Source organism: Rhodospirillum centenum SW (assembly GCF_000016185.1).
GTDB classification, from domain to species: Bacteria; Pseudomonadota; Alphaproteobacteria; order Azospirillales; family Azospirillaceae; genus Rhodocista; species Rhodocista centena.
In genome coordinates this window covers 2213037-2233913 of the sequence record NC_011420.2, presented here as the reverse complement: position 1 = coordinate 2233913, position 20877 = coordinate 2213037, and the positions used below count along the sequence as shown (strand labels likewise).

20 protein-coding genes are annotated in these 20877 nt (G+C 72.4%); 11 read left to right on the top strand and 9 right to left on the bottom strand.

Features of this window, described 5'->3' with window-relative positions:
* The first annotated feature begins 72 nt into the window (after positions 1 to 72).
* The 4 genes from RC1_RS10405 (at position 73) to RC1_RS10390 (ending at position 3073) form a co-directional block, all read left to right on the top strand.
* Positions 73 to 501, top strand: coding sequence for a DUF4383 domain-containing protein (locus RC1_RS10405; protein ID WP_012567340.1), 429 nt, complete (start codon positions 73 to 75; stop codon positions 499 to 501).
* Positions 502 to 656: 155 nt separating this feature from the next.
* The gene (locus tag RC1_RS10400) at positions 657 to 1292 is read left to right on the top strand and encodes an alpha/beta hydrolase (protein WP_012567339.1); all 636 of its coding nucleotides are present in this window, start codon (positions 657 to 659) and stop codon (positions 1290 to 1292) included.
* A gap of 33 nt (positions 1293 to 1325) precedes the next feature.
* The gene (locus tag RC1_RS10395) at positions 1326 to 2336 is read left to right on the top strand and encodes an amidoligase family protein (RefSeq protein ID WP_012567338.1); all 1011 of its coding nucleotides are present in this window, start codon (positions 1326 to 1328) and stop codon (positions 2334 to 2336) included.
* An 8-nt stretch (positions 2337 to 2344) separates the two neighbouring features.
* Complete coding sequence (locus RC1_RS10390; RefSeq protein ID WP_012567337.1) at positions 2345 to 3073, top strand: gamma-glutamyl-gamma-aminobutyrate hydrolase; 729 nt, start codon at positions 2345 to 2347, stop codon at positions 3071 to 3073.
* A 21-nt stretch (positions 3074 to 3094) separates the two neighbouring features.
* On the opposite strand, the gene RC1_RS10385 is transcribed toward RC1_RS10390, so the two are convergent.
* From RC1_RS10385 to RC1_RS10355, 7 genes are all read right to left on the bottom strand, one after another.
* Positions 3095 to 4345 carry a pentapeptide repeat-containing protein gene (locus RC1_RS10385; RefSeq protein WP_012567336.1) on the bottom strand — a complete coding sequence of 417 codons (1251 nt, stop codon included), beginning with the start codon at positions 4343 to 4345 and terminating at the stop codon, positions 3095 to 3097.
* Between the two features lie 9 nt (positions 4346 to 4354).
* Positions 4355 to 5371: a protein phosphatase CheZ gene (locus RC1_RS10380; protein WP_012567335.1), complete on the bottom strand. Its 1017-nt coding sequence runs from the start codon at positions 5369 to 5371 to the stop codon at positions 4355 to 4357.
* A gap of 235 nt (positions 5372 to 5606) precedes the next feature.
* Entirely contained in the window at positions 5607 to 7367 is a 1761-nt protein-coding gene (ggt, locus tag RC1_RS10375) for a gamma-glutamyltransferase (RefSeq protein ID WP_012567334.1), read from the bottom strand.
* Positions 7368 to 7819: 452 nt separating this feature from the next.
* Positions 7820 to 8419 carry a cold-shock protein gene (locus RC1_RS22510; protein WP_041785300.1) on the bottom strand — a complete coding sequence of 200 codons (600 nt, stop codon included), beginning with the start codon at positions 8417 to 8419 and terminating at the stop codon, positions 7820 to 7822.
* Between the two features lie 253 nt (positions 8420 to 8672).
* Positions 8673 to 9500, bottom strand: a complete 828-nt coding sequence (locus RC1_RS10365; protein ID WP_012567332.1) for a class I SAM-dependent methyltransferase — start codon at positions 9498 to 9500, stop codon at positions 8673 to 8675.
* A gap of 128 nt (positions 9501 to 9628) precedes the next feature.
* Positions 9629 to 10015 carry an Hpt domain-containing protein gene (locus RC1_RS10360; RefSeq protein WP_012567331.1) on the bottom strand — a complete coding sequence of 129 codons (387 nt, stop codon included), beginning with the start codon at positions 10013 to 10015 and terminating at the stop codon, positions 9629 to 9631.
* Complete coding sequence (locus tag RC1_RS10355) at positions 10012 to 11451, bottom strand: sigma-54-dependent transcriptional regulator (RefSeq protein WP_012567330.1); 1440 nt, start codon at positions 11449 to 11451, stop codon at positions 10012 to 10014. The genes RC1_RS10360 and RC1_RS10355 overlap by 4 nt, the downstream gene beginning before the upstream one ends.
* A gap of 185 nt (positions 11452 to 11636) precedes the next feature.
* Here RC1_RS10355 and RC1_RS10350 point away from each other — a divergent pair, with 185 nt between their 5' ends.
* Positions 11637 to 12608 carry an SAM-dependent methyltransferase gene (locus RC1_RS10350; protein ID WP_012567329.1) on the top strand — a complete coding sequence of 324 codons (972 nt, stop codon included), beginning with the start codon at positions 11637 to 11639 and terminating at the stop codon, positions 12606 to 12608.
* A 37-nt stretch (positions 12609 to 12645) separates the two neighbouring features.
* On the opposite strand, the gene RC1_RS10345 is transcribed toward RC1_RS10350, so the two are convergent.
* A complete protein-coding gene (locus tag RC1_RS10345; protein WP_012567328.1) occupies positions 12646 to 14142 on the bottom strand; it encodes a DegQ family serine endoprotease in 1497 nt (498 codons plus the stop codon).
* Between the two features lie 323 nt (positions 14143 to 14465).
* Here RC1_RS10345 and ykgO point away from each other — a divergent pair, with 323 nt between their 5' ends.
* The 5 genes from ykgO (at position 14466) to glcF (ending at position 19356) form a co-directional block, all read left to right on the top strand.
* Entirely contained in the window at positions 14466 to 14591 is a 126-nt protein-coding gene (gene ykgO / locus RC1_RS10340) for a type B 50S ribosomal protein L36 (protein WP_012567326.1), read from the top strand.
* 193 nt (positions 14592 to 14784) lie between these two features.
* Positions 14785 to 16269, top strand: a complete 1485-nt coding sequence (locus tag RC1_RS10335; RefSeq protein ID WP_012567324.1) for an FAD-linked oxidase C-terminal domain-containing protein — start codon at positions 14785 to 14787, stop codon at positions 16267 to 16269.
* 46 nt (positions 16270 to 16315) lie between these two features.
* Positions 16316 to 17542: a glycolate oxidase subunit GlcE gene (gene glcE / locus RC1_RS10330; protein WP_012567323.1), complete on the top strand. Its 1227-nt coding sequence runs from the start codon at positions 16316 to 16318 to the stop codon at positions 17540 to 17542.
* Positions 17539 to 17979, top strand: coding sequence for a thiol-disulfide oxidoreductase DCC family protein (locus RC1_RS10325; protein ID WP_012567322.1), 441 nt, complete (start codon positions 17539 to 17541; stop codon positions 17977 to 17979). Before glcE ends, RC1_RS10325 begins: the two co-directional genes overlap by 4 nt.
* 72 nt (positions 17980 to 18051) lie before the next feature.
* The gene (glcF, locus tag RC1_RS10320; protein WP_012567321.1) at positions 18052 to 19356 is read left to right on the top strand and encodes a glycolate oxidase subunit GlcF; all 1305 of its coding nucleotides are present in this window, start codon (positions 18052 to 18054) and stop codon (positions 19354 to 19356) included.
* On the opposite strand, the gene RC1_RS20110 is transcribed toward glcF, so the two are convergent.
* Positions 19353 to 20126 (bottom strand): Crp/Fnr family transcriptional regulator, encoded by a 774-nt coding sequence (locus RC1_RS20110; RefSeq protein ID WP_012567320.1) that lies wholly within the window; start codon positions 20124 to 20126, stop codon positions 19353 to 19355. The genes glcF and RC1_RS20110 overlap by 4 nt on opposite strands.
* Before the next feature lie 301 nt (positions 20127 to 20427).
* Between RC1_RS20110 and RC1_RS10310 the strand changes: the two genes are divergently transcribed.
* On the top strand, positions 20428 to 20859 hold the full coding sequence (locus RC1_RS10310) for a response regulator (RefSeq protein ID WP_012567318.1): 432 nt from the start codon (positions 20428 to 20430) through the stop codon (positions 20857 to 20859).
* Positions 20860 to 20877 lie beyond the last annotated feature (18 nt).

Sequence of the window (20877 nt, the reverse complement as noted above, 5' to 3'; positions counted from 1 at the left end):
TCGATTGCGGTGCAACGGCCGTCGGGCGTGCCGGTTGAGACGGGACCACCCGTTCTCTTCCGGAGATGATCCATGCGGACATTCGCCCTCGTCTGGGGCCTGCTGTTCACCGGGGCCGGCATCCTGGGCTTCATTCCCGCACTGCTGGCGCCGCCGGTGAACGGCAGCGCCCTCGCCATCGACGGTGGCTACGGCTACCTGCTGGGCCTGTTCCCGGTGAACTGGGTCCATAATCTGGTCCACCTCGCCTTCGGCATCTGGGGCCTGTCGGCATCGCGCGGCTGGGGTGCCTCCCGCGCCTATGCCCGGAGCGTCGCCGTCGTCTACGGCCTCCTGGTCGTGATGGGCCTGTTCCCGGTGCTGAACACGACCTTCGGCCTCATTCCCATCTACGGTCACGACATCTGGCTGCACGCCCTGCTGGCGGCACCGGCCGCCTATTTCGGCTGGTTCGTCACCGCCCCGGCGGAGGCGCGGATCGACGGTCGCATCCGGACCTGACCTGTCCGGTCGCCGCCAGGGAGCCGGCCTGCCTTCCCCGGAGGCGGGCCGGCAGGTGGGCGTTCCCGCCGGAACCCTGGGGTCCGCCTTCCGTTGCAGGAGGGGGGACGGCCGTTCTCTTCCAGCGGAAGGGGGCGGCAGCAGACGGGGATGGCATGGCCGACGGTACCCAGGACGACACATTCCTGCTGGGCGGATACCAGCCGGTGACGCTGGCGACCGAACGGGGCGAGATCCGCTGCCGTGTCCATGCGGCACCGGGGGCGGAGCGGGGTGTCGTCTGGGCCGGCGGCGTCGGCGGCGGCTGGGACAGCCCGGCCCGGGACCTGTTCCCCCGGCTGGCCGAGGAACTGGCGGGCGAGGACATCGCCTCCCTGCGGGTGCGCTACCGCCATCCCACCGACCTGGCCGAGAGCGTCTTCGACGTGCTGGCCGGCCTGCAGTACCTGGAGACCCAGGGCGTCCGCCGGTTCGGGCTGGTCGGCCATTCCTTCGGCGGCGCCGTCGTCATCCAGGCGGCGGCCAAGGTGCCCGCGGTCACGGCCGTCGCCACGCTGGCGACCCAGGGGTACGGCGCCGGACCGGCCGCGACGCTGGGGCCGCGCGCCGCCCTGCTGCTGATCCACGGCAAGGATGACGAGGTCCTGCCCTGCGAGAGCACGGAACATGTCCACCGGCTGGCCCGGGACCCCAAGCGCATGGTGCTGTTCAGCGGTGCCCGCCACGGGCTGGACGAGGTGGGCGACCGGGTCCACCGCGAGGTCCGCGACTGGCTCCTTTCCCGGATCTGAGCGTTACACCGGGGATGCTCCCCCCGGATTCCCATGACAGTCCCGACGAAGGCCGTTTCCGCCGTGACCCATTTCGACCCGCTGCTTCCCCCCGAACCCGACCGCACGGACGGCCGCCGCCGCCGCGTCGGCGTCGAGATCGAATATGCGGGCCTGGCGCCGTCCGAGACCGCCCGTCTGGTGCGCTACATCTTCGGCGGCACCGTGCGCGCGCAGGACGAACACAGCTTCCGCATCGAGGGGACGCTCTACGGTGCCTTCACGGTCGAGCTGGACATGCTGGCCGCGCATCCGGAAGGTCCCGACGGCGACAGGGCGGAGAAGCCCGGCCCCCTGGAGGAGCGGCTCCGCGCCGCCGTCGGCGATGTCGGCAGTCTGGTGATGCCCTATGAGATCTCCTGTCCGCCCGTGCCGGTGGACGAGATCGCTGCCCTGGACGCCCTGGTCGAGGGGCTGCGCCGGCACGGTGCCATGGGCACCGAGGGCCGGCTGTTCTACGCCTTCGGCCTGCATTTCAATCCCGAGCTGGCGCGGCCGGAGGCGGACCCGATCATCGACGTGATGAAGGCCTACCTGCTGCTCTCCCCCTGGCTGCGGGAGGACATGGGCATCGACATCGCCCGCCGGGTGGCCCCCTTCGTCCACCGCTTCCCCGAGGAGTATGCGGCGCTGGTCGTGGACCCGGCCTACCGGCCGGATCTGGAGGGGTTCGCCCGCGACTATGTCCGCCTGAACCCGACCCGCAACCGCGAGCTTGATCTTTTCCCGCTGCTGGCCTGTCTGGTGCCGGACGCGCTGGACGGGTGCGGCCGCGATCCGCTTGTGAAGACCAGGCCCACCTGGCACTGGCGCCTGCCCGACAGCCGGGTGGGGCAGCCGGACTGGTCCATCGTGCCGGACTGGAACCGCTGGGTGCAGGTGGAACGGCTGGCCAGCGACCGCTGGGCTCTGAACGAACTGGGGGCCCTGTGGCAGGACTGCCGGCGGGAACGGGCGCTGGCCGACTGGCCGCGGGTGGTCGGCCGCTGGCTGGCGCCGGGCTGAGGCGACGCATGGCCCGCCGTCCCCTGATCGGCGTCACCGCGTCGGCGCGGCGCAGCCTGACGCCCTGGCTGTTCAACCGTCTCGCCCTGGTCCGGGCGGGGGCGCGGGCGGTGCGGCTGACGCCGGACACGGCCTGCCGCTTCGACCGGCTGGACGGGCTGGTGATCGGCGGCGGCGACGACATCGAGCCCATCCGCTACGGCTCCCTGCTCGAGCCGACGGTGAGGATCGACCCCGACCGCGACGCGCTGGAACTGGCGGCGCTGGACTGGGCCGAGCGGTGCGGCCGCCCGGTCCTGGGTATCTGCCGCGGCGCCCAGATGATCAACGTCCACCGCGGCGGTACGCTCCACACCGACATCCACAAGATCTATGTCGAGGCGCCGCGCCTGCGCACGGTGCTGCCGCGCAAGGTCGTCTGCGTCGATCCCTGCAGCCTGCTGCGCCGGCTGCTGCGGCAGGGGGAATGCCGGGTGAACGCCCTGCACCACCAGTCGGTGGACCGGCCGGGGCAGGGGGTCCGGATCGCCGCGCGCGACATCCACGGCATCGTGCAGGCGGTGGAGGTGCCGGCGCGGCCGTTCCTGCTGGGCGTCCAGTGGCATCCGGAGTTCCTGCTCACCGACCGGGGCCAGCAACGGCTGTTCCGGGCGCTGGTCCAGGCCGCGGCGGGACGGACGCCGGCCGGCCCCCTGGCCGGAACACACGGGTCCGATGCCGCCCCTGCCGCAGCGTAGCGGCGGCGGTCGGGCGGGCATTCAGCCGCGGATGCCGTCCAGGATCGCTTCGTGCAGGTCGGCGCCGGTGCGGTCGGCCCCGGTCAGGTCGGCCGAGGTCAGGTCCGCGCCGCAGAGCCGGGTGTTGCGCAGCGCCGCCCCGGCCAGCCGCGCCCGCACCAGGGAGGTGCGGAGGCTGTGGCCGCGCTGGGTCACCAGCGGCCCCATGTCGGCCCGTTCCAGGTCCGTGTCGATCAGGTTGGCACGGTCCAGCGTCGCCCCGCGCAGGTCCGCCTGCCGCAGCCGGGCCGAGCGCAGATCGGCCCCGGTGAGGCTGGCCGCCTGGAGCTGCGCCCCGCTGAGATCGGCCCCGCGCAGACAGGTGCCCGCCCCCTGCATCAGGGTCAGCACCCGGCCGGCGAGGTTGAGGCCGGAGAGATCCAGGCCGCTGGCATCGAGCTGACGCCCCTCGCGCCCGGCCGAAGCCACCCAGGCGGCATGCTCGATCAGCATCGCCTGAAGGTCCGCCGTGGAGGGCTGCACCAGTGGCGGGGCGACGTCGTCGCCCAGCTCCTCCGCCAGCGCCGGCCGCTCGTTCAGCCGCCCGGTGTCCTGCGCTCCCAGGATGGCGGCCTCCAGCGCGCCGGCGTCGATCCGGGCGCCGGTCAGGTCAGCGCCGCGCAGGTCCGCCCCCGCGAACTCGGCCCCCTTCAGGTTCGCGCCGACCAGCCGGGCGTCGCGCAGGTCGGAATGCACCAGCCGCGTCTCCACCATCACGGCGCCGCTGAAGTCCGCCCGCATGGCCAGCGAGCCCGAGAGCCGCGCGCGGGTCAGGTCGGCTCCGGCCATCACCGTCGCGGTCATGTCCACCGGCCCCGGGGCCAGCCCCAGCAGCTTGAAGTCCGACCGCCCGGCGCCGGCCAGGCTGCCGTCGCGCAGGTCGCACTCCACCATGACGGCCCCGCGCAGCACCGCCGCGGTCAGGTTCGCGGCGCGCAGGTCGGTGCGGCGGAGCTGGGCGCCGGTCAGGTCGGCCTCGCGCAGGTCGCTGCCGAACAGGTCGGCGTAGTCCAGGGTGGCGCCGCCCAGCCGGGCGCCGCGCAGCAGCGCCCCGGCGAGGTTGGCACTCGTCAGGTTGCGCTTCTCGAAGGACAGGAACGACAGGTCGAAGAACGGAAGGTTCAGCCGGGTCCCGCCGGCCTGGCCGGCGAGGTACGCCTCGTGCCGTTCGCAGACCCGGTCGAGCTGCGCCTGGGAGAGCCGGATGCGGGGGGCGATCTCCTGGTCGGTCATCGGCCGGTCTCAGCCGAACAGGGCGTCGATGTCGGCCTGCGTGGCCGTGGCGCCGCCGGACTTGGCCGGTTCCGGTGCTGCGGCCCGGGCCGCGGGCTTGGGCGGCGGGGGAGGCGGCGGCTGCGGGGGAGGTGGCGGCGGTGGGGCCGCTTTCTCCTCGGCCGCGGGGGCGTGGTGGTCGATGTGGTGCCCGTCGTCGTGGCCGCTGTCGTGGGCACCGTCATGACCGCCGTCATGGGCGGCAAGGTGGCCGTTGGCAGCCGCGCCGCTGACGGCGTCGTCGGACTTGTGCTTGTCGATGTCGCCCAGCGCCTCGAACAGGGCGTCGATGTTGTCCTGGCTGACCGGGGACTGCGAGGGGCCGTGCAGCAGGTGGCGATCGGGGCGGTGGTCGTCCGGGCGGGTGGCGATCAGCCCGCCGTCCGGCATGGCTCCCTCCTCCTCCACGCCCCAGATCTCGATCATCGTGTTCACGCGCTGCTCGATGTAGCGCAGCGTGTTGACGACCTTGGTGGTGCGCTGTCCGGTGATGTCCTGGAAGCTGCACGCCGTCATGATCTCGATGGTCTGCGCCTCGATATCGCTGACGGTGTCGGACGCGGGCAGCCGGCCCAGCAGTTCCTGGATGCGTTCGGTGGCGTTCAGGATGTCGCTGGTCGCCCGTTCGGTGGCGGTCACGATGGCGTCCAGCTCGTTCGTCGCCGCCATGATCCGGTTGGCGCCGGCATCCATGGGGCGGAGCTGGGCGATCTCCTGCCGGGTCTGCTCGATGTAGCTGGAGAGCTGCTTCAGCTCCTCCCGCATGATGCGGATCTGCGGGTTCTGGCCGACGGTCTCCACCCCGGTGACACCGCCCAGCCGGGCCACCTGCTCGCGGAGCTGGGCCAGGAGCTGGCGCCACGCATCCTGCGAGACGAGCCGGGTGCGGTGATCGCGCTGACGGAGGAACGCACGCCCGCGGGCCGAGGACAGCAGGGCCTCTTCCAGCACGGCATAATCCCGCTCGTTCAGCTCCAGCGGTTCCATGAACCCGTCTCCCCGACCGCAACAGCCGTCCATCAGACCACAACCAGGGTTAAGGAATACCGAATACCCCGTTCGTACAGGGATACTCTCTCCGGATTTGCGGCGCCAGATGGCGAAAGATGTAAGGACGCGGCCCATGGCCTCGGCAGGCATGCCCTGAAAGCATCAGAACCCGCCCGCTCGGATCGGCCCCGCGCGCTGCGGGCGGCCCCTGTCACCGTCAGGACCTGCGCGGTCAGTCGCCCTTGGGCAGCCCGTCGCGGCGCGGGTCGGCCCCGCCCAGCAGTCCGTCCGGCGTCACCCGGATCGCGTGCAGGCCGCTGATCACCGGCCGTCGCTCCACCTTGTGGCCCAGGGCGGCGAGCCCGTCCGCCAGCGCGTCGGCCTGCGGCACGGCCTCCACCAGGGTGGCACCGTTGCGGTTGACCACGCGCGGCTGCGCCAGCGCCGCCTGCGGGTCCAGCTTCCAGTCCAGCATGGCGACCACGGCCTGCGCCACATAGGCGATGATGGCGCTGCCGCCCGGCGACCCGACTGTCAGCACCGGCCGGCCCTTTCCGTCCAGCACCACCGTGGGCGACATGGAGGAGAGCGGGCGCTTGCCCGGCCCGGGGGCGTTCGCCACCGGCCGGCCGTCGCGCTCCGGCAGGAAGGAGAAGTCCGTGAGCTGGTTGTTCAGCACGAAGCCGCCCACCATCAGGCCGGAGCCGAAGGCGGACTCCACCGTCGTCGTCATGGCCACGGCCATGCCGTCGGCATCCACGGTGGACAGATGGCTGGTGCCGGGCACGTCCGGGTTCACCTCGGGCGCGTAGAGCGTGCCCTCGCGCCAGGGCGGGTTCCCGGCGGGCACCTTGCCCTGTGCGGCCCGTGCCGGGTCGATCCCGGCGGAGCGGTCGGCCAGATAGCCGCGGTCCAGCAGGCCGCGGACCGGCACGGCCACCTGGTCCGGATCGGCCAGATAGACCTCGCGGTCGGCATAGGCGCGGCGCATCGCCTCCACCAGCAGGTGCCAGGAGCGGGGATCGTCCGGCCCCGGCCCGGCAAGGTCGAAGGGCTCCAGCATGCCCAGGATCTGCAGGACGGCGATCCCGCCGGACGAAGGCGGGGCCATGCCGCAGACGGTCCAGACGCGGTAGGGCCCGCAGACGGCCGCACGTTCCACCGCGCGGTAGCCGGCAAGATCCTCCCGCGTCACGACGGCGGGGCCGTCCGCGCCGCGGGCGGCGGCCAGCCGGTCGGCGATCCGCCCGGCCAGCGGGCCGGTGTAGAAGGCCGCGGGTCCTTCCGCTGCCAGCAGGCGCAGGGTGGCGGCATAGTCGGGATTGCGGAACGTCTCCCCCACCGTCAGGGGGGCGGCCCCGTCATGGTAGTAGACGCGGCGGAGATCCTCGCGCTGTTCCAGCGCCGGCCGCCAGCGCTCCAGCACCTCCGCCAGCCGCAAGGGCGTGGGGAAGCCGTCTTCCGCCAGCCGGATGGCGGGATCGAACAGGTCCTTCCAGGGCAGCCGGCCGAAGCGGCCGTGCGCCAGCGCCAGCACCGCCACGGCGCCCGGCGTGCCGACCGCGCGGCCCTGGTCCAGGGCGCGCAGGAAGGGCATGGGCTTTCCGTCCGGCCCGACGAAACGGTCGGGGCGGGTGCCGGCGGGGGCCGTCTCCCGTCCGTCGAAGGTGGTGACCGTCCCGTCCGGCCGGGCGACGACGATGAAGGCGCCGCCGCCGATGCCGGAGGACTGCGGTTCCACCAGTCCCAGCACGAGCTGGGCGGCGATGGCCGCGTCAACGGCGCTGCCGCCGCGCCGCAGCATCTCCAGCCCCGCCTCCGAGGCCAGCGGGTTCGCCGCCACGGCCATCTCCCGCCCGGCCCGGACCAGCGGCTTGTCCACCCAGGTGGTCGCGGGCTCGGGGCCGGCGAACTGCGCCGCGGCGGGGGGCGGCAGGACCAGGGCGAGCAGGAGGAGGGCGAGGGCGGTGGGGCGGGACGATATCTTCGGCATCGCAACAAGGTGCCATGCAGAAGCCCCTTTGGCGATACGGAATTGCGCGGAGCGAAGGATTCCCGCCATGGTCGTGCTCGCGGGCTCCGTATCGTGTCCGGCGGGAAGGCCCGTGTCATGCCCTGGCGGACGTCGGCGAAGCCGGGCGGGGAGACACCGGGCATGAAAAAAGGGGCGGCGAGGGGCAGGGGGAGCGGGTCTTTCCGGCACGCCTCTCCGCGAGCGCGCCGACCCTCACTCCGACTCCTGCCAACCTCGCCGCCCCTTCGATCCGGGTCGGCCAACCCCTGCCGCACGCCGCGCGCCAGCGTCTCTTTCCGCCCGTATCCCCTACGGCCGGTCATCCGGCGGCCTGGGCCGCCGGGGAGAGAGAAAGCGCGGTCCGGTGCGGAAAACAACACAGAGGGCGCCGCCGGTCCGGCGGCACCCCCGATGTCGTCAGCCCGCCCGCGTCAGAGAATCTCGACGCGGTTCGCCTGCGGGCCCTTCTGGCCCATGCTGGTCTGGATGCGCACGCGCTGCTCCGGCATGAGCGTGCGCACACCCGACCGCTCCAGCGCGGTCACATGCACGAACACGTCCTTCCCGCCGCCGTCCGGGGTCACGAAACCGAACCCCTTGTCGCTGCTGAAGAACTTGACGGTGCCTTCGATGGTCTCCGTCGGGCCGGCGTCATAGCCGCCGCCAGCACCACCGAAGCCGCCACCGAAGCCGCCGCCGAAGCCACCACGGCGCGGCCCGCGCGGGCCGTCGCCCATGGCAGGGCGGTCACGGCGCGGGCCGGGGGCCGCAGCCGTGGACTCGTCCACGCTGGCGATGGAGGCGACCTGCGGGCCCTTGTTGCCCTGCGACAGGTCGCAGACGATGGAGGTGCCGTCCGCCAGAGAGTCGTAACCGGCGGCCTGCACGACGGATGCGTGCAGGAAAGCATCGGGCGACCCGTCGGACAGGGTCACGAAACCGAATCCCTTCGTCGGGTTGTACCATTTGACGGTGGCGCTGACGCCCCGCCGGGTGATCTGCGGGCTCTGCGGAGAACGGCGATCGTACATGTATTTCGAACTCGACTGGTCGTAACGATTGTGGATGTCGCCGGCGAACCGGCTGCCGGGAGTGCCCCCGATTGCATAACCTGCCGAAAGTTCCCCTTCGGAAAAGCCTGGTCGAGCAGCCACCCTGGACACAGCTTATACCGGATACGGCCCCCTTGCACCATCAAAGACCTGGGGTGCCCCCTAAGGGTGGACCGGCCGCGGCTTCGACCCGATATGGCGCGCCGGCGACGCCCTTCAACTCTCGATCCGGTCAGAAGGAGACGACCTTGCGTGCGACAATCAGGAGATTGGCCGCCAGGCGGTTGACCGGCCAGGTCCGCTCCAGAATGCCGTTCAGACCGTAGCTCCGCTCCAGCAGCCCGCGCACCAGGGGCCGGTTCGCCAGCCGGCTGCCGCCCGCGGCGGTCGGCAGGACCTGATGGTAGCCGGCATGGACCGGCAGGAAGCCATGATGCATCAGCCGCCGCTTCGTTTCGCCCAGCCGGTAGCGGCGGCGGTGGTGCTCGTTGCCCAGGGCCTGGTTCACCGCCTCGGTCCAGGACCAGGCGTTGGGCAGGAAGGTGATGACCAGGTGGCCGTCCGGCCGCAGCACCCGCCACAGCTCCTTCAGGGATTCGCCGTCGTGGGCCGCGTGCTCCAGCGCGCCGCTGCCGACCACGGCGTCGAAGCTGGCATCCGCGTAGGGCAGCAGCCAGGTGTGCTCCAGCGGCCGGTAGTTCAGGCGGGCGAAGTCGTGGAAGACGCCGAACTCACCGCGGTCGATGTCGCAGCCGTGCAGCTCCGCCTCATCCCCGAGATAGAGGCGCAGCAGGCAGGAATCCACGGCCTGCCGGCAGCCCCAGTCCAGCACGCTGCGGGCACCGGCCAGCCAGGGGGCGTAGCGCAGGAAGGCGTCCACATGCCGCAACTGCGCCGCGCGGTTCCGGGAATGCGCGTGGATGTAGCCGTAGAAGCGCGTCTCCGGCGGGGTGTGCTCCAGATAGGTGCGGTAAAGCTCGGCGATCCGGCGGGCATAGCTCTCCGTCCGGTCGGGCCGGGCCGCCACGCCCTGGCGCAGGTCGCCGACACCGATGCTCATGGGGCCCTCCCGTTCCACAGGTCCAGCCGGTGAAACGGATCGGACCGGCACCCCGCCCTCGCAGGCGATGGCGGTTCCCCGCAGGAACCGCAAATTCCGGAGGGGGGATGAGTCTACCCCGGTCGGGATCAGCCGGCCCCACCCTCCGGGGCGGGGGAGAAGCGGGCGCGAAGCTCGTCCAGGACGGCGCCGGACGCCGCCTCCAGCCGGTCCAGCAGCGGCCCGGCTGCCGCGGCGTCCTGGGCCGCCGCGTCCTCCAGGCTGCGCGCCAGCGCGGCGGCGGCGGTCGCGCCGAAGCTGCCCAGCGTGCTCTTCAGACTGTGGCACTCGGTCGCCAGCGCCGGCCCGTCGCCCCGGTCCACGGCCAGGCGGGCGGCGGCCAGCCGCTGCCGCGTGTCGCTGACGAAGACGTCCAGCACCGAAGCGAAGGCGCCCGGGCGCATCGCCGCACGCATCTCCTCCAGCATGGCCAGATCCAGGGGGGATGCCGGGCCGGTCCCCGCCGCGCCGCTCATCCGCGCTCCTCCGTCTTCCAGAGCTGGATCTTGCGGTAGACGGTGGAGGGGCTGATCTCCAGCAGGGCCGCCGCCTTCGGCACGTCGTTGCCGGTCGCGGCCAGGGCGCGCAGGATCTCCTCCTTCTCCGTCATCCAGAGCGGGCGGATGCCCGGCTCCGCGGTCGCTGCCGCCGTCGCCGTCTCCGGACCGCCCGTCATCGTCGCCGCTGTAGACGGGCGGCCGGACCGGGCCGGGGCGGGATGGAAGGAACGCAGCGGGTCGGGCAGCATGGCCGCGGTCACCAGCGGCCCGTCGTTCAGCACGACGATGTTGCGCAGCACGTTCTCCAGGTGGCGGACATTGCCGGGCCAGTCGTAGCTGCGGATCGCCGCCTCCACCTCCGGAGCGAAGCCGCGGAACTGCTTGCCCTCCTCCGCCGACATGCGGTGCAGCAGGGTGCGGGCGATCAGGATGGCGTCGTCCTCCCGCTCGCGCAGGGGCGGCAGGTGGACCGGAACGACATGCAGGCGGTAGTACAGATCCTCGCGGAAACGCCCGGCCTGCACCTCCGCCAGCGGATCGCGGTTGGTGGCGGAGACGAAACGGACATCCACCTTCTCCGGCTTCGAGCCGCCCACCGGCTGCACCAGCCCGGTCTGGATGAAGCGCAGCAGCTTCGGCTGCAGCTCCGGCGGCATCTCGCAGACTTCGTCCAGGAACAGCGTGCCGCCGTCGGCCTGCCGCGCCGCCCCCACCCGGTCGGACGTCGCGCCGCTGAAGGCCCCTTTCACATGGCCGAAGATCTCGCTCTCCAGCAGGTCCTTGGGGATGGCGGCGCAGTTGATCGCCACGAAGGGGCCGGCCCGGCGCGGGCTGGCCTTGTGGATGGCGTCCGCCGCCAGTTCCTTTCCGGTGCCGCTCTCCCCGGTCAGGAAGACGCTGGCCCGGCTGGGGGCCACCGCCTCGATCGTGCGGTAGACCGTCTGCATCTCGGCGGAGGCGCCGATGAAGTCGTGGAAGCGGTCGCGGTCCAGGTCGCGGCGGTAGCGTTCGACCATGCTGGCCAGCAGGCGCCGTTCGCGGGCGTTGCGCACGGTGACCGTCAGCCGCGCCGCGTTGAAGGGCTTGACCAGGAAATCCGCCGCTCCCTCCCGCATCGCCTCCACGGCCAGGCTGATGGAGCCGTGCGCGGTCACCACGATCACCGGCAGGTCGGGATGCCGGGCGCGGAGCTGCTTCAGCACGTCCAGCCCGTCGGTGTCCGGCAGCTTGAGGTCGAGCACGATGACGCCGATTCCGGGGCGCCCGGCGGCGTCCACCGCCGCGGCCCCGGTCTCCACCTGCTCGACCGGATGGCCCTCGGCCTCCAGGTACTCGCGGTAGACCCGCGCCAGCGGCAGCGTATCTTCGACCAGAAGAATCGTGTCGGCGGTGGCGCCGCTCTTTCCCGTCATCGTCCGCCCGGATCGCACCTGCATCTGGGGATAGGAATGCCCCGAACAGATTAGCAAATTGTAGCACGCCCCCTGCTCGGCCAGCCCGCATGGCTGTTCCTCGGCGGGCGCGGAAGCAGTAGATTGGCGCCGCATGCCGCCTTGCCGCGGCCGGTGGTGACGATCAGGGGGCCGGGGCTGGGACGATGGCCGGGACGCAGAACGAGGGGGACGGCGCCACGCTCACCTTCCGGCAGCGCTTCATCGCCTGGTGGGAAGGCTACGATCTTTCCGGACTCCGCCGCGGCGGCAGGGACGGCGGGGCCGACGGGGGAGCGGGCGGCGCAGGGGGCGGCTCCGCCGCTGCCGCCGGGGGAGCGGGCCGGTCGCGCAACCGCTACGGCAAGCCGCTCTGGACCGCCACCCGGGTGCAGGTCGCGGAGAAGATCTGGGGGGAGGGCTTCTCCACCCCCGGCGGGCTGGAGCACATCTCCACCCTGATCAAGCCGCTGGGGCTGAATCCGGCGATGAGCGTGCTGGACATCGGTGCGGGGCTGGGCGGCTCCACCCGGACCATGGCGCAGCAGTGCGGCGCCTGGGTCACCGGGCTGGAGCACGATCCCGTGCTGGCGGAGAAGGCGAAGCAGCTTTCGCAGAAGGCCGGGCTGGCCAAGCAGGCGCCGGTCGAGTTCTTCGACCCGGAGAACTTCGTCTGGACCAAGCGGGTGGACGCCATCTTCTCCAAGGAAACGTTCTTCACCATCCAGAACAAGGATGCCCTGATCGACACGATGGAGCTGGCGCTGAAGCCGCGCGGCCAGTTCCTGTTCACCGACTATGTGCAGGACCGGGTGACGCCGCGCGGCCGCGACTACGAGGCCTGGATGAAGCACGAGCCGGTGGAGCCGCATCCCTGGACCGTGGACCAGTATGTCGGCGCCATGCAGCAGCGGAACCTGGACATCCGCATCACCGAGGACATCTCCGACATGCACCGCGGGCTGGTGCTGACCGCCATCCAGGATCTGGTCCGCCATCTGGAGACCGTCTCCATGGACCACGACACCAAGCTGGCGGTGGTGGACGAGGTGGAGATGTGGGCCCGACGTCTGGCCGCACTGGCCGGCGGGCTGCGCTGCTACCGTTTCTATGCCATGAAGCCCGCCGACCTGAGCTGACCCGCCCCGGCCGGCGGCAGGGCCTCATGGCAGGAGATCAGCCCGTCTGGCGCGGCGATACCGGCAGCGGCACGAACAGCGCGCCGTCCTGAGACCGGCGCAGCACGACGATGGCGTCGCGCCCCTGCTTGCGCGCTTCGGCAATGGCCTGCTGCAGATCCTCCGGCGACGTCACCTCCGACTGGTTGGCCCGCGTGATCAGGTCGCCCGGCTGGAAGCCGCGCTGCGCGGCAGGCGAATTCGGAGCGACGCCGACGACGACGGTGCCCTGTGTGTCCTCCTCCAGCCCGAAACGCTCGCGCAGGGGCGGGGTCAGCGGTGCCAGCGTCAGCCCCAGCGTGGCCTGCCCGGACTCCCCGCCCGTCTCGGCCTCCGCCACCTGCCGTTCGCGCGGGAGCGTGCCGACCTTGGGGGTGACCGTCCGCTCCCGGCCCTGGCGCAGCAGCCCCAGCTCCACCGTCCGGCCCGGATCGGTGTCGGCCACGGCGCGCGACAGGTCGCGCGGGCGTTCCACCGGCCTGCCGTTCAGCGTGGTGATCAGGTCGCCGGTCTCGATCCCGGCCTGTGCGGCGGGACTGTCCGCCGTGACGGAGGAGACGAGGGCACCGCGCGCCTCCTTCAGCCCCAGGGCGGCGGCGATCTCCGGCGACACCTGCTGGATCGTCACGCCCAGGAAGCCACGCTCGACGAAGCCGCGGTCGCGCAGTTCCTCGGCCACCGACCGCGCGATCGCCGAGGGCACGGAGAAGCCGATGCCGATGTTGCCGCCGGAGCGGGAGAAGATCGCCGTGTTCACGCCGATCACCTCGCCCTTCATGTCGATCAGCGGCCCGCCGGAGTTGCCGGTGTTGATGGCGGTATCGGTCTGGAGGAAGTCGTCATAGTTGCCCGCGCCGATGTCCCGCGCCCGGGCGGAGATGATGCCCGCCGTCACGGTGCCGCCCAGGCCGAAGGGGTTGCCGATGGCGATCACCCAGTCGCCCACCTCGGCCGTCTCCGAATCGCCCCAGGCCAGGGCGGGCAGCGGCTCCGGCGTCTCCACCTTCAGCAGCGCGATGTCCGTCGCCGGATCGGTGCCGATCAGCTTCGCCTGATAGGTGTCGCCGGACGGGAAGGCGACCTCGATCTCGTCGGCGTTCTCAACGACATGGTTGTTGGTGACGATGAACCCGGCCGGGTCGATGACGAAGCCGGAGCCCAGCGCCCGGGTCGGCCTCGGGCCGCCGCCATCGGGACCGCGGCGGCCGAAGAACTCACCGAAGAAGTCCTCCAGCGGGCTGCCCGGCGGCAGCCCGAAGGGCGGAGCACCGGGGCCGCCCGGCATCTCCCCCGGCGCCTGGGCCGGGATCTCCCCGGCGGCGGTGATGGTGACCACGGCCGGCAGCTTGTCCTTCGCCAGGGCGGAGAAGCTGGCCGGGGCCGTCCGCATCGGGTTGTCCCGGCCGGCCGGCTGTTGCCCGTCGGCCGGCGGTTCCGCCCGCTGCGCCAGGGCGGGACCGGCCGCGAGCAGGGCCGCCAGGGCCAGCGCGGCCATGCCCCGGCGGCGGGCACCTCTTCCCCCGGGCGGAATCCCCTGGCAGGGTCCCCCATGGACGGGTACGTGAGCGGGCGGCATCATGGGCGGGTTCCTCCGTCTCGGGTCCGACACGTCGAGAGGGGAAACGCGAAAAGCGCCCGTTCGTCTCGCGGGCGCCCTAACCTGGCACAGCATTCCGGCAGTATCCCGGCGCCGCAGGGGGGCCGGGCAGGGCGTTCTGCTCCCTGTCTATGACCCCGTACCTACGACGTTGACTCCGGTGCGGCTGCCGACTATGGTCCCGGCCTTCGTTTGAACGCCTCCAGCGCCGAGTAACTCCGATGAAAGTCGTCAACTCCCTCAAGTCGATGAAGACCCGCCACAAGGCGTGCCGCGTGATCCGGCGCCGGGGTCGCGTCTATGTCATCAACAAGCTGAACCCGCGTTTCAAGGCCCGCCAGGGCTGACCATCGCCGGTTCGACGGGCGTCCGCGCCCGACGGAACAACGCCCCCGGGAAGCCTTCCGGGGGCGATGTTTTTGTTGCCGGGTCCTCCGGCGTCGGAACCTCCGGTGTCAGGCTGCGGCGCCGCATTTCCTTGAAACCCTGCCGGGCCCGCTCCATCCTTCCTGCCCACCGTAGGAAGAAGGACGCGGCCCCATGCGCATGCCCGATCCGGACGACAGGGTCTTTCGCAACCGCGACGCCCTGCTGGCGCGGCTGCGAAAAGCCGTGCCCGGCGGTGTCATCGCCGAGGAGGATGCCCGCCGTCCCTATGAGACGGACGGGCTGACCGCCTACCGCCAGCTTCCGCTGGTCGTGGTGCTGCCGTCCTCCACGGCGGAGGTGGCGGAAACCCTGCGCATCTGCCGCGGGATGGGGGTCAAGGTGGTGCCGCGCGGGGCCGGCACGGGCCTCTCCGGCGGCGCCCTGCCGCTGGCCGACGGGGTGCTGCTGGGGCTGTCCAAGCTCAACCGCATCCTCGACATCGACTACGACAACCGCACCGTCACGGTGCAGCCCGGGGTCACCAACCTGGGCATCACGCACGCGGTGCAGCACCGCGGCTTCTACTACGCCCCCGATCCCAGCTCGCAGATCGCCTGCACCATCGGCGGCAACGTCGCGGAGAATTCCGGCGGCGTCCACTGCCTGAAGTACGGGGTGACGACGAACAACGTCCTGGGCGTGGAGTTCGTCACCATGGAGGGGGAGGTGGTCCGCCTCGGCGGCAAGCACCTGGACCCCGAGGGCTACGACCTGCTGGGCGTGCTGAACGGGTCGGAGGGGCTGCTGGGCGTGGTCACGGAGGTGACCGTCCGCATCCTCCAGAAGCCGGAGACGGCGCGGGCCGTGCTGCTGGGCTTTCCGTCGGTGGAGGCGGGCGGGGCGGCCGTGGCCGCCGTGATCGCCGCCGGCATCATTCCCGGCGGCATGGAGATGATGGACCGCCCCGCCCTGAACGCGGCGGAGGACTTCGTCGGCGCGGGCTACCCGCGCGATGCCGAATCGCTGCTGATCGTGGAGCTGGACGGGCCGGCGGCCGAGGTCGATCACCTGATCGAGCGGGTGGAGGCCATCGCGCGGGAGAACGGCGCCTTCTATTCCCGCGTCTCCCGCTCGGAGGAGGAGCGGGCGGCCTTCTGGTCCGGGCGCAAGAACGCCTTCCCCGCCGTGGGCCGCATCGCCGCCGACTACATGTGCATGGATGGCACCATCCCCCGCCGGGCCCTGCCGCAGGTGCTGCGCCGGATGACGGAGATGCAGGCCGAGTTCGGCCTGCGGGTCGCCAACGTCTTCCATGCCGGCGACGGCAACCTGCACCCGCTGATCCTGTTCGACGCCAACCGGCCGGGCGAGCTGGAGCGGGCGGAGGCGTTCGGCGCCGCCATCCTGAAACTGTGCGTGGAGGTCGGCGGCGTGCTGACCGGGGAGCACGGCGTGGGCGTCGAGAAGCGAGACCTGATGACCGTGCAGTTCGCCGAGGCTGACCTGGAGCAGCAGCAGCGCCTGAAATGCGCCTTCGACCCGGACGGGCTGCTGAACCCCGGCAAGGTGTTCCCGCTGCTGCACCGCTGCGCCGAACTGGGCCGGCTGCACGTTCCGCGCGGGCAGCTTCCCTTCCCGGACCTGCCGCGGTTCTGACCCGCCGCCCCGCCGTTCCCCCTCCCCGTATGCGGAACACCGCCCCATGAGCACCTTCCGGCCCGATACCGAAGCGCAGGTCCTGGATGCCGTCCGCTGGGCGGTGGCGGAGGGGCAGCCGCTGGAGGTGGCGGGTCACGGCAGCAAGCGCGGCCTGGGCCGGCCGGTGCAGGCCGCGCACACGCTCGACCTCTCCGCCCTGTCCGGCATCGTCGCCTACGAACCGGAGGAACTGATCCTCGTCGTCCGGCCGGGCACGCCGATGGCCGAGCTGCGCACGGTGCTGGCCGACCGCGGCCAGTGTCTGGCCTTCGAGCCGCCCGACCTGGCGCCGCTCTGGGGCGGGGCGCCCGACACCGGCACGGTGGGCGGCACGGTGGCGGCCGGCCTGTCCGGGCCGGCCCGTCTCCGGGCGGGGGCGGCGCGCGACCACATGCTGGGCGTCACCGCCGTCTCCGGCCGGGGGGAGCTGTTCCGGGCCGGCGGCCGGGTGGTGAAGAATGTCACCGGCTACGACCTGCCGAAGCTGCTGACCGGCTCGTTCGGGACCCTGGCGGTGATGACGGAACTGGTGCTGAAGGTGCTGCCGGCGGCGGAGCTGTCGCGGACCCTGGTGCTGGCCGGGCTGGAGGGGCGGCACGCCGTGCAGGCGATGGCGGACGCGATGGGCAGCCCGGCCGAGGTGTCGGGGGCCGCCTGGGTGCCGTCCGACCTGGGGCTGCCCGGCATCCCGCCGCGCACCCCGTCCGTCGCGCTGCGGCTGGAGGGGGTGGCGGTGTCCGTCGCGGCGCGGCTGTCCCACCTGACCACGCTGCTGGGTGGCCGCGCCGCCACCGCCGTGCTGGAGCCCGCGGAGTCGGCCGTCTTCTGGGCGCGACTGCGCGACGCCGCCCCGCTGGCGGAGCGGCCCGACCTTATCGTCTGGAAGCTGTCCGTGCCGCCGATGGAGGGGGCTGCCGTGCTGGACCGGGTGCGCCGGGCCGTGCCGGGCACGCTGGGCTGGCTGGACTGGGCCGGCGGGCTGGTCTGGCTGGGACTGCCGCCGCCCGCCCAAGCCGGGGCAGACTCCCAGGCCGCTGTCGTGCGGGCCGCCATCGGCGGTGCCGGCGGCCACGCCACCCTGGTGCGCGCGCCCGAGCCGGTGCGCGCCGCCGTTCCCGTCTTCCAGCCGCAGCCGCCGGCACTGGCCGCCTTGTCGGCGCGGGTGCGGCACCAATTTGATCCCCAGGGGGTGCTGAACCCCGGTCGGATGGAAGCGGGAGCCGCGGCATGAGCGGAGCGACGGGAACAGGGACCCTGGAGCGGGAGGTCCTGGAGGCGGGGACCTGCGGCCTCACCACCCTCTACAACGGCCGCTGCCCTGTCTGCCGGCCGGAGGTTGAGCACTATGCCCGGCTGGATGCCCGCGCCGGCGGCGGCAACGCCTGGATCGACCTGTACCGTGCGCCGGACCTGCTGGCCCGCCACGGGCTGGACGCCGAGACGGTGAAGCGCCGGCTGCACGTCATCGGGCCGTACGGGCGGGTGGCGACGGGCGTGGACGCCTTCCTGCTGATCTGGGGGTCGCTGCCGCGTTACCGCTGGCTGGCGGCCCTGGTCGGCAGCCGCCCGGTCCGTCCCGTTGCCGGGCTGGTCTACGACCGGGTGCTGGCGCCGCTGCTCTACGCCCACACCCGCCGCCGTGAGGCACGGGAGAGGGGGGCGCCGTGATTTCCACGATGACGAGCGACCGCCTGATCGCCATGTACGACGTCCCGATCCTCGACGCGGCGGCGTGAGCGCATGCAGACGAACTTCTCCCTGGCCCAGCTTGCCGATGCCGAGACCGCGGAGTCCGAGGCGGTGCTGCGCAAGTGCGTGCACTGCGGCTTCTGCACGGCCACCTGTCCGACCTACGTGCTGCTGGGGGACGAGCTGGACAGCCCGCGTGGCCGCATCTACCTGATCAAGGACATGCTGGAGGGCGGCAAGCCGGCGACGGAGACGGTGGTCCGGCATGTGGACCGCTGCCTCTCCTGCCTGTCCTGCATGAGCACCTGCCCCTCGGGCGTCCACTACATGCATCTGGTGGACCACGCCCGCCACCATATCGAGAAGACCTGGCGGCGGCCGCTGGCCGACCGGCTGCAACGGCGCCTGCTGGCGGCCATCCTGCCCTATCCCGGCCGCTTCCGCTGGGCGCTGCGCGCGGCGGGGCTGGGCCGGGCCGTCCGCCCGCTGCTGCCGGCCCGGTTGCGGGCCATGCTGGAGCTGGCACCGACCAAGGTCCATGCCCCGACCCGGCAGGAGCGGCCGGGCGTCTTTCCGGCGCAGGGGAAGCGGCGGCTGCGCGTGGCGCTGCTGGGCGGCTGCGTGCAGCCGGTGCTGGACCCGGCCATCAACGAGGCGACGATCCGCCTGCTGACCCGGCTGGGGGCGGAGGTGGTGATCCCCGAGGGGCAGGGCTGCTGCGGCGGGCTGACCCACCACATGGGGGCGCGCGAGCCGGACTTCGCCCCCGCCAATGTCCGCGCCTGGACAAAGGAACTGGCGGCCGGGGGCCTGGATGCCATCGTCGTCACCGCGTCGGGCTGCGGCACGACGGTGAAGGACTACGGCTTCATGCTGCGGGAGGACCCGGAACTGGCGGAGCCCGCCGCCCGTGTCTCCGCCCTGGCGCGCGACGTGACGGAGCTGGTGGCCGAGCTGGGCCTGCCGCCTTCCACCCTGCCGCGTCGCCTGCGCGTCGCCTACCATTCCGCCTGCTCCCTGCAGCACGGCCAGCAGGTGCGGGAGGTGCCGCGCCGGCTGCTGCGCGAGGCCGGGTTCGAGGTGCTGGAGGTGCCGGAAGGGCATCTCTGCTGCGGCTCCGCCGGGACCTACAACATCCTCCAGCCCGACCTGGCCGGACAGCTCCGCGCGCGCAAGGTGCGCAACATCGAGAGCATCCGGCCGGAGGTGATCGCCGCCGGCAACATCGGCTGCCTGACCCAGATCAGTCACGGCACCGCCATCCCCGCGGTCCATACGGTGGAACTGCTGGACTGGGCCACGGGCGGGCCGGTCCCGGCGGCGCTGGCGGGCCTGGACGGGACGGTCCCCGCCTAACGCGCCAGCAGCCGGTCCAGCGCCCGATCCTCCGCGGTGCGGGACAGGCCCTCGGGGTGCAGGTAGGCGTCGTCGAACTGCGCCAGCCGGGCCAGCGCCGGCCGGTCGGGCAGCAGGATGTCGGGTCCCGCCGTCTCCAGCAGGCCCGCCTCGCGGAGCTGGCGCAGGGTGCGGTTGACATGGACGATGCTGAGGCCCAGCAGGTCGGCCAGCACCTCCTGCGTCGCCGGCAGCGAGAAACGCCCGCCGCCGGCCAGCCCGACCCGCTCCAGCCGGTGGTCCAGTTCCAGCAGCAGGTGGCCCGCCCGCTCCAGCGCCGTGCGCCGGCCCAGGCTGAACAGCCGCTCCGCCAGGATGCCCGTCTCCACCCCCTCCAGATGCAGCAGGGCCAGGGCCAGCCGCGGCCGGTCGTGCAGCAGCGTCGGCAGCAGCCAGGGGTCCAGCCGCGCGACCCGGGCCGGTCCCAGCGTCTCCAGACCCTCACCGGGGCGGACCGACAGACCGCCGTACAACCCGACCACATCCCCGGGCAGGACCAGATCCGTCACCTGCCGCCGGCCGTCGGGCAGGCCGCGGCAGCGGATCGCCCAGCCCTCCAGCAGGACCAGCACCGGGCCGCTCCCGTCTTCTCCGGCGTCGCTCAGGCCGGTGCGGGGTGGCACGGCCTCGGCCGCCGCGGTCAGGCGCACGAGAACGTCGCGCTCGGCCCCGTCGAGCGCGATCACCGAGCCGATCCGTCGAACCAGCACATTGTCCATCGCGGCCCCCATGGGATCGTCGCTTGGGGTCGTCGCTCAGTCAGGACGTGGACTTCCGCCACCTTGAATTCATACGCAAGTGTGGAAAGAGAAAGAAGACCGGGGCGTAGCGCCAGTCCGGGTCCAAGGAGGTACTCCGGTCGTCCGATGCGCTTCTGCGTCGCAGCATGCAATAACTGGGACAGTACCGGAATTCCGGCTGCCCTTAACCTATGTGAATTGCGCGGCTCCGGTTCCCTGACTAGATAGCGCCGGCCGCGGCACTCCCCTTCGCACCGCAGCATTCCCTCCCTCCGAGCCAGGAAGGTCCCCGATGACGCCTGTGTCCCGTTCCAAGCATCCCGGCGGACCGGAACCGGCCGCCGCCGCAAAGCCCGTGGCGCTGGTGATCGAGGATGACGGCGTGATCTCCCTGGAGCTGCGGCTGATGCTGGCGCGGCGCGGCTGGCGCTCCATGGCGGCGACCAACTGGGAGGAGGCGTTCCTCTGCTGGCGGCGCGAGCGCTGCGACCTGCTGGTGGTGGACGGCTGTCTGCGCGACGGGGAGGACGGCATCGCGCTGGCCCGGGCCCTGACCGGGGACCGGCCCACGCCGCTGGTCTTCGTCACGGCGGGGCCGGAGCGGGTGGACGATGCCGGGCTGGCCGGCGTGCCGGTCGTGGCCAAGCCCTTCATCGCGCGGGAGTTCCTCGCCGCGGTGGAGCGTGCCCTCGCAGGCCGGAAGGCCGCCGCCCGGGTGGCCTGACCGGCCCTGGGCGGCAGC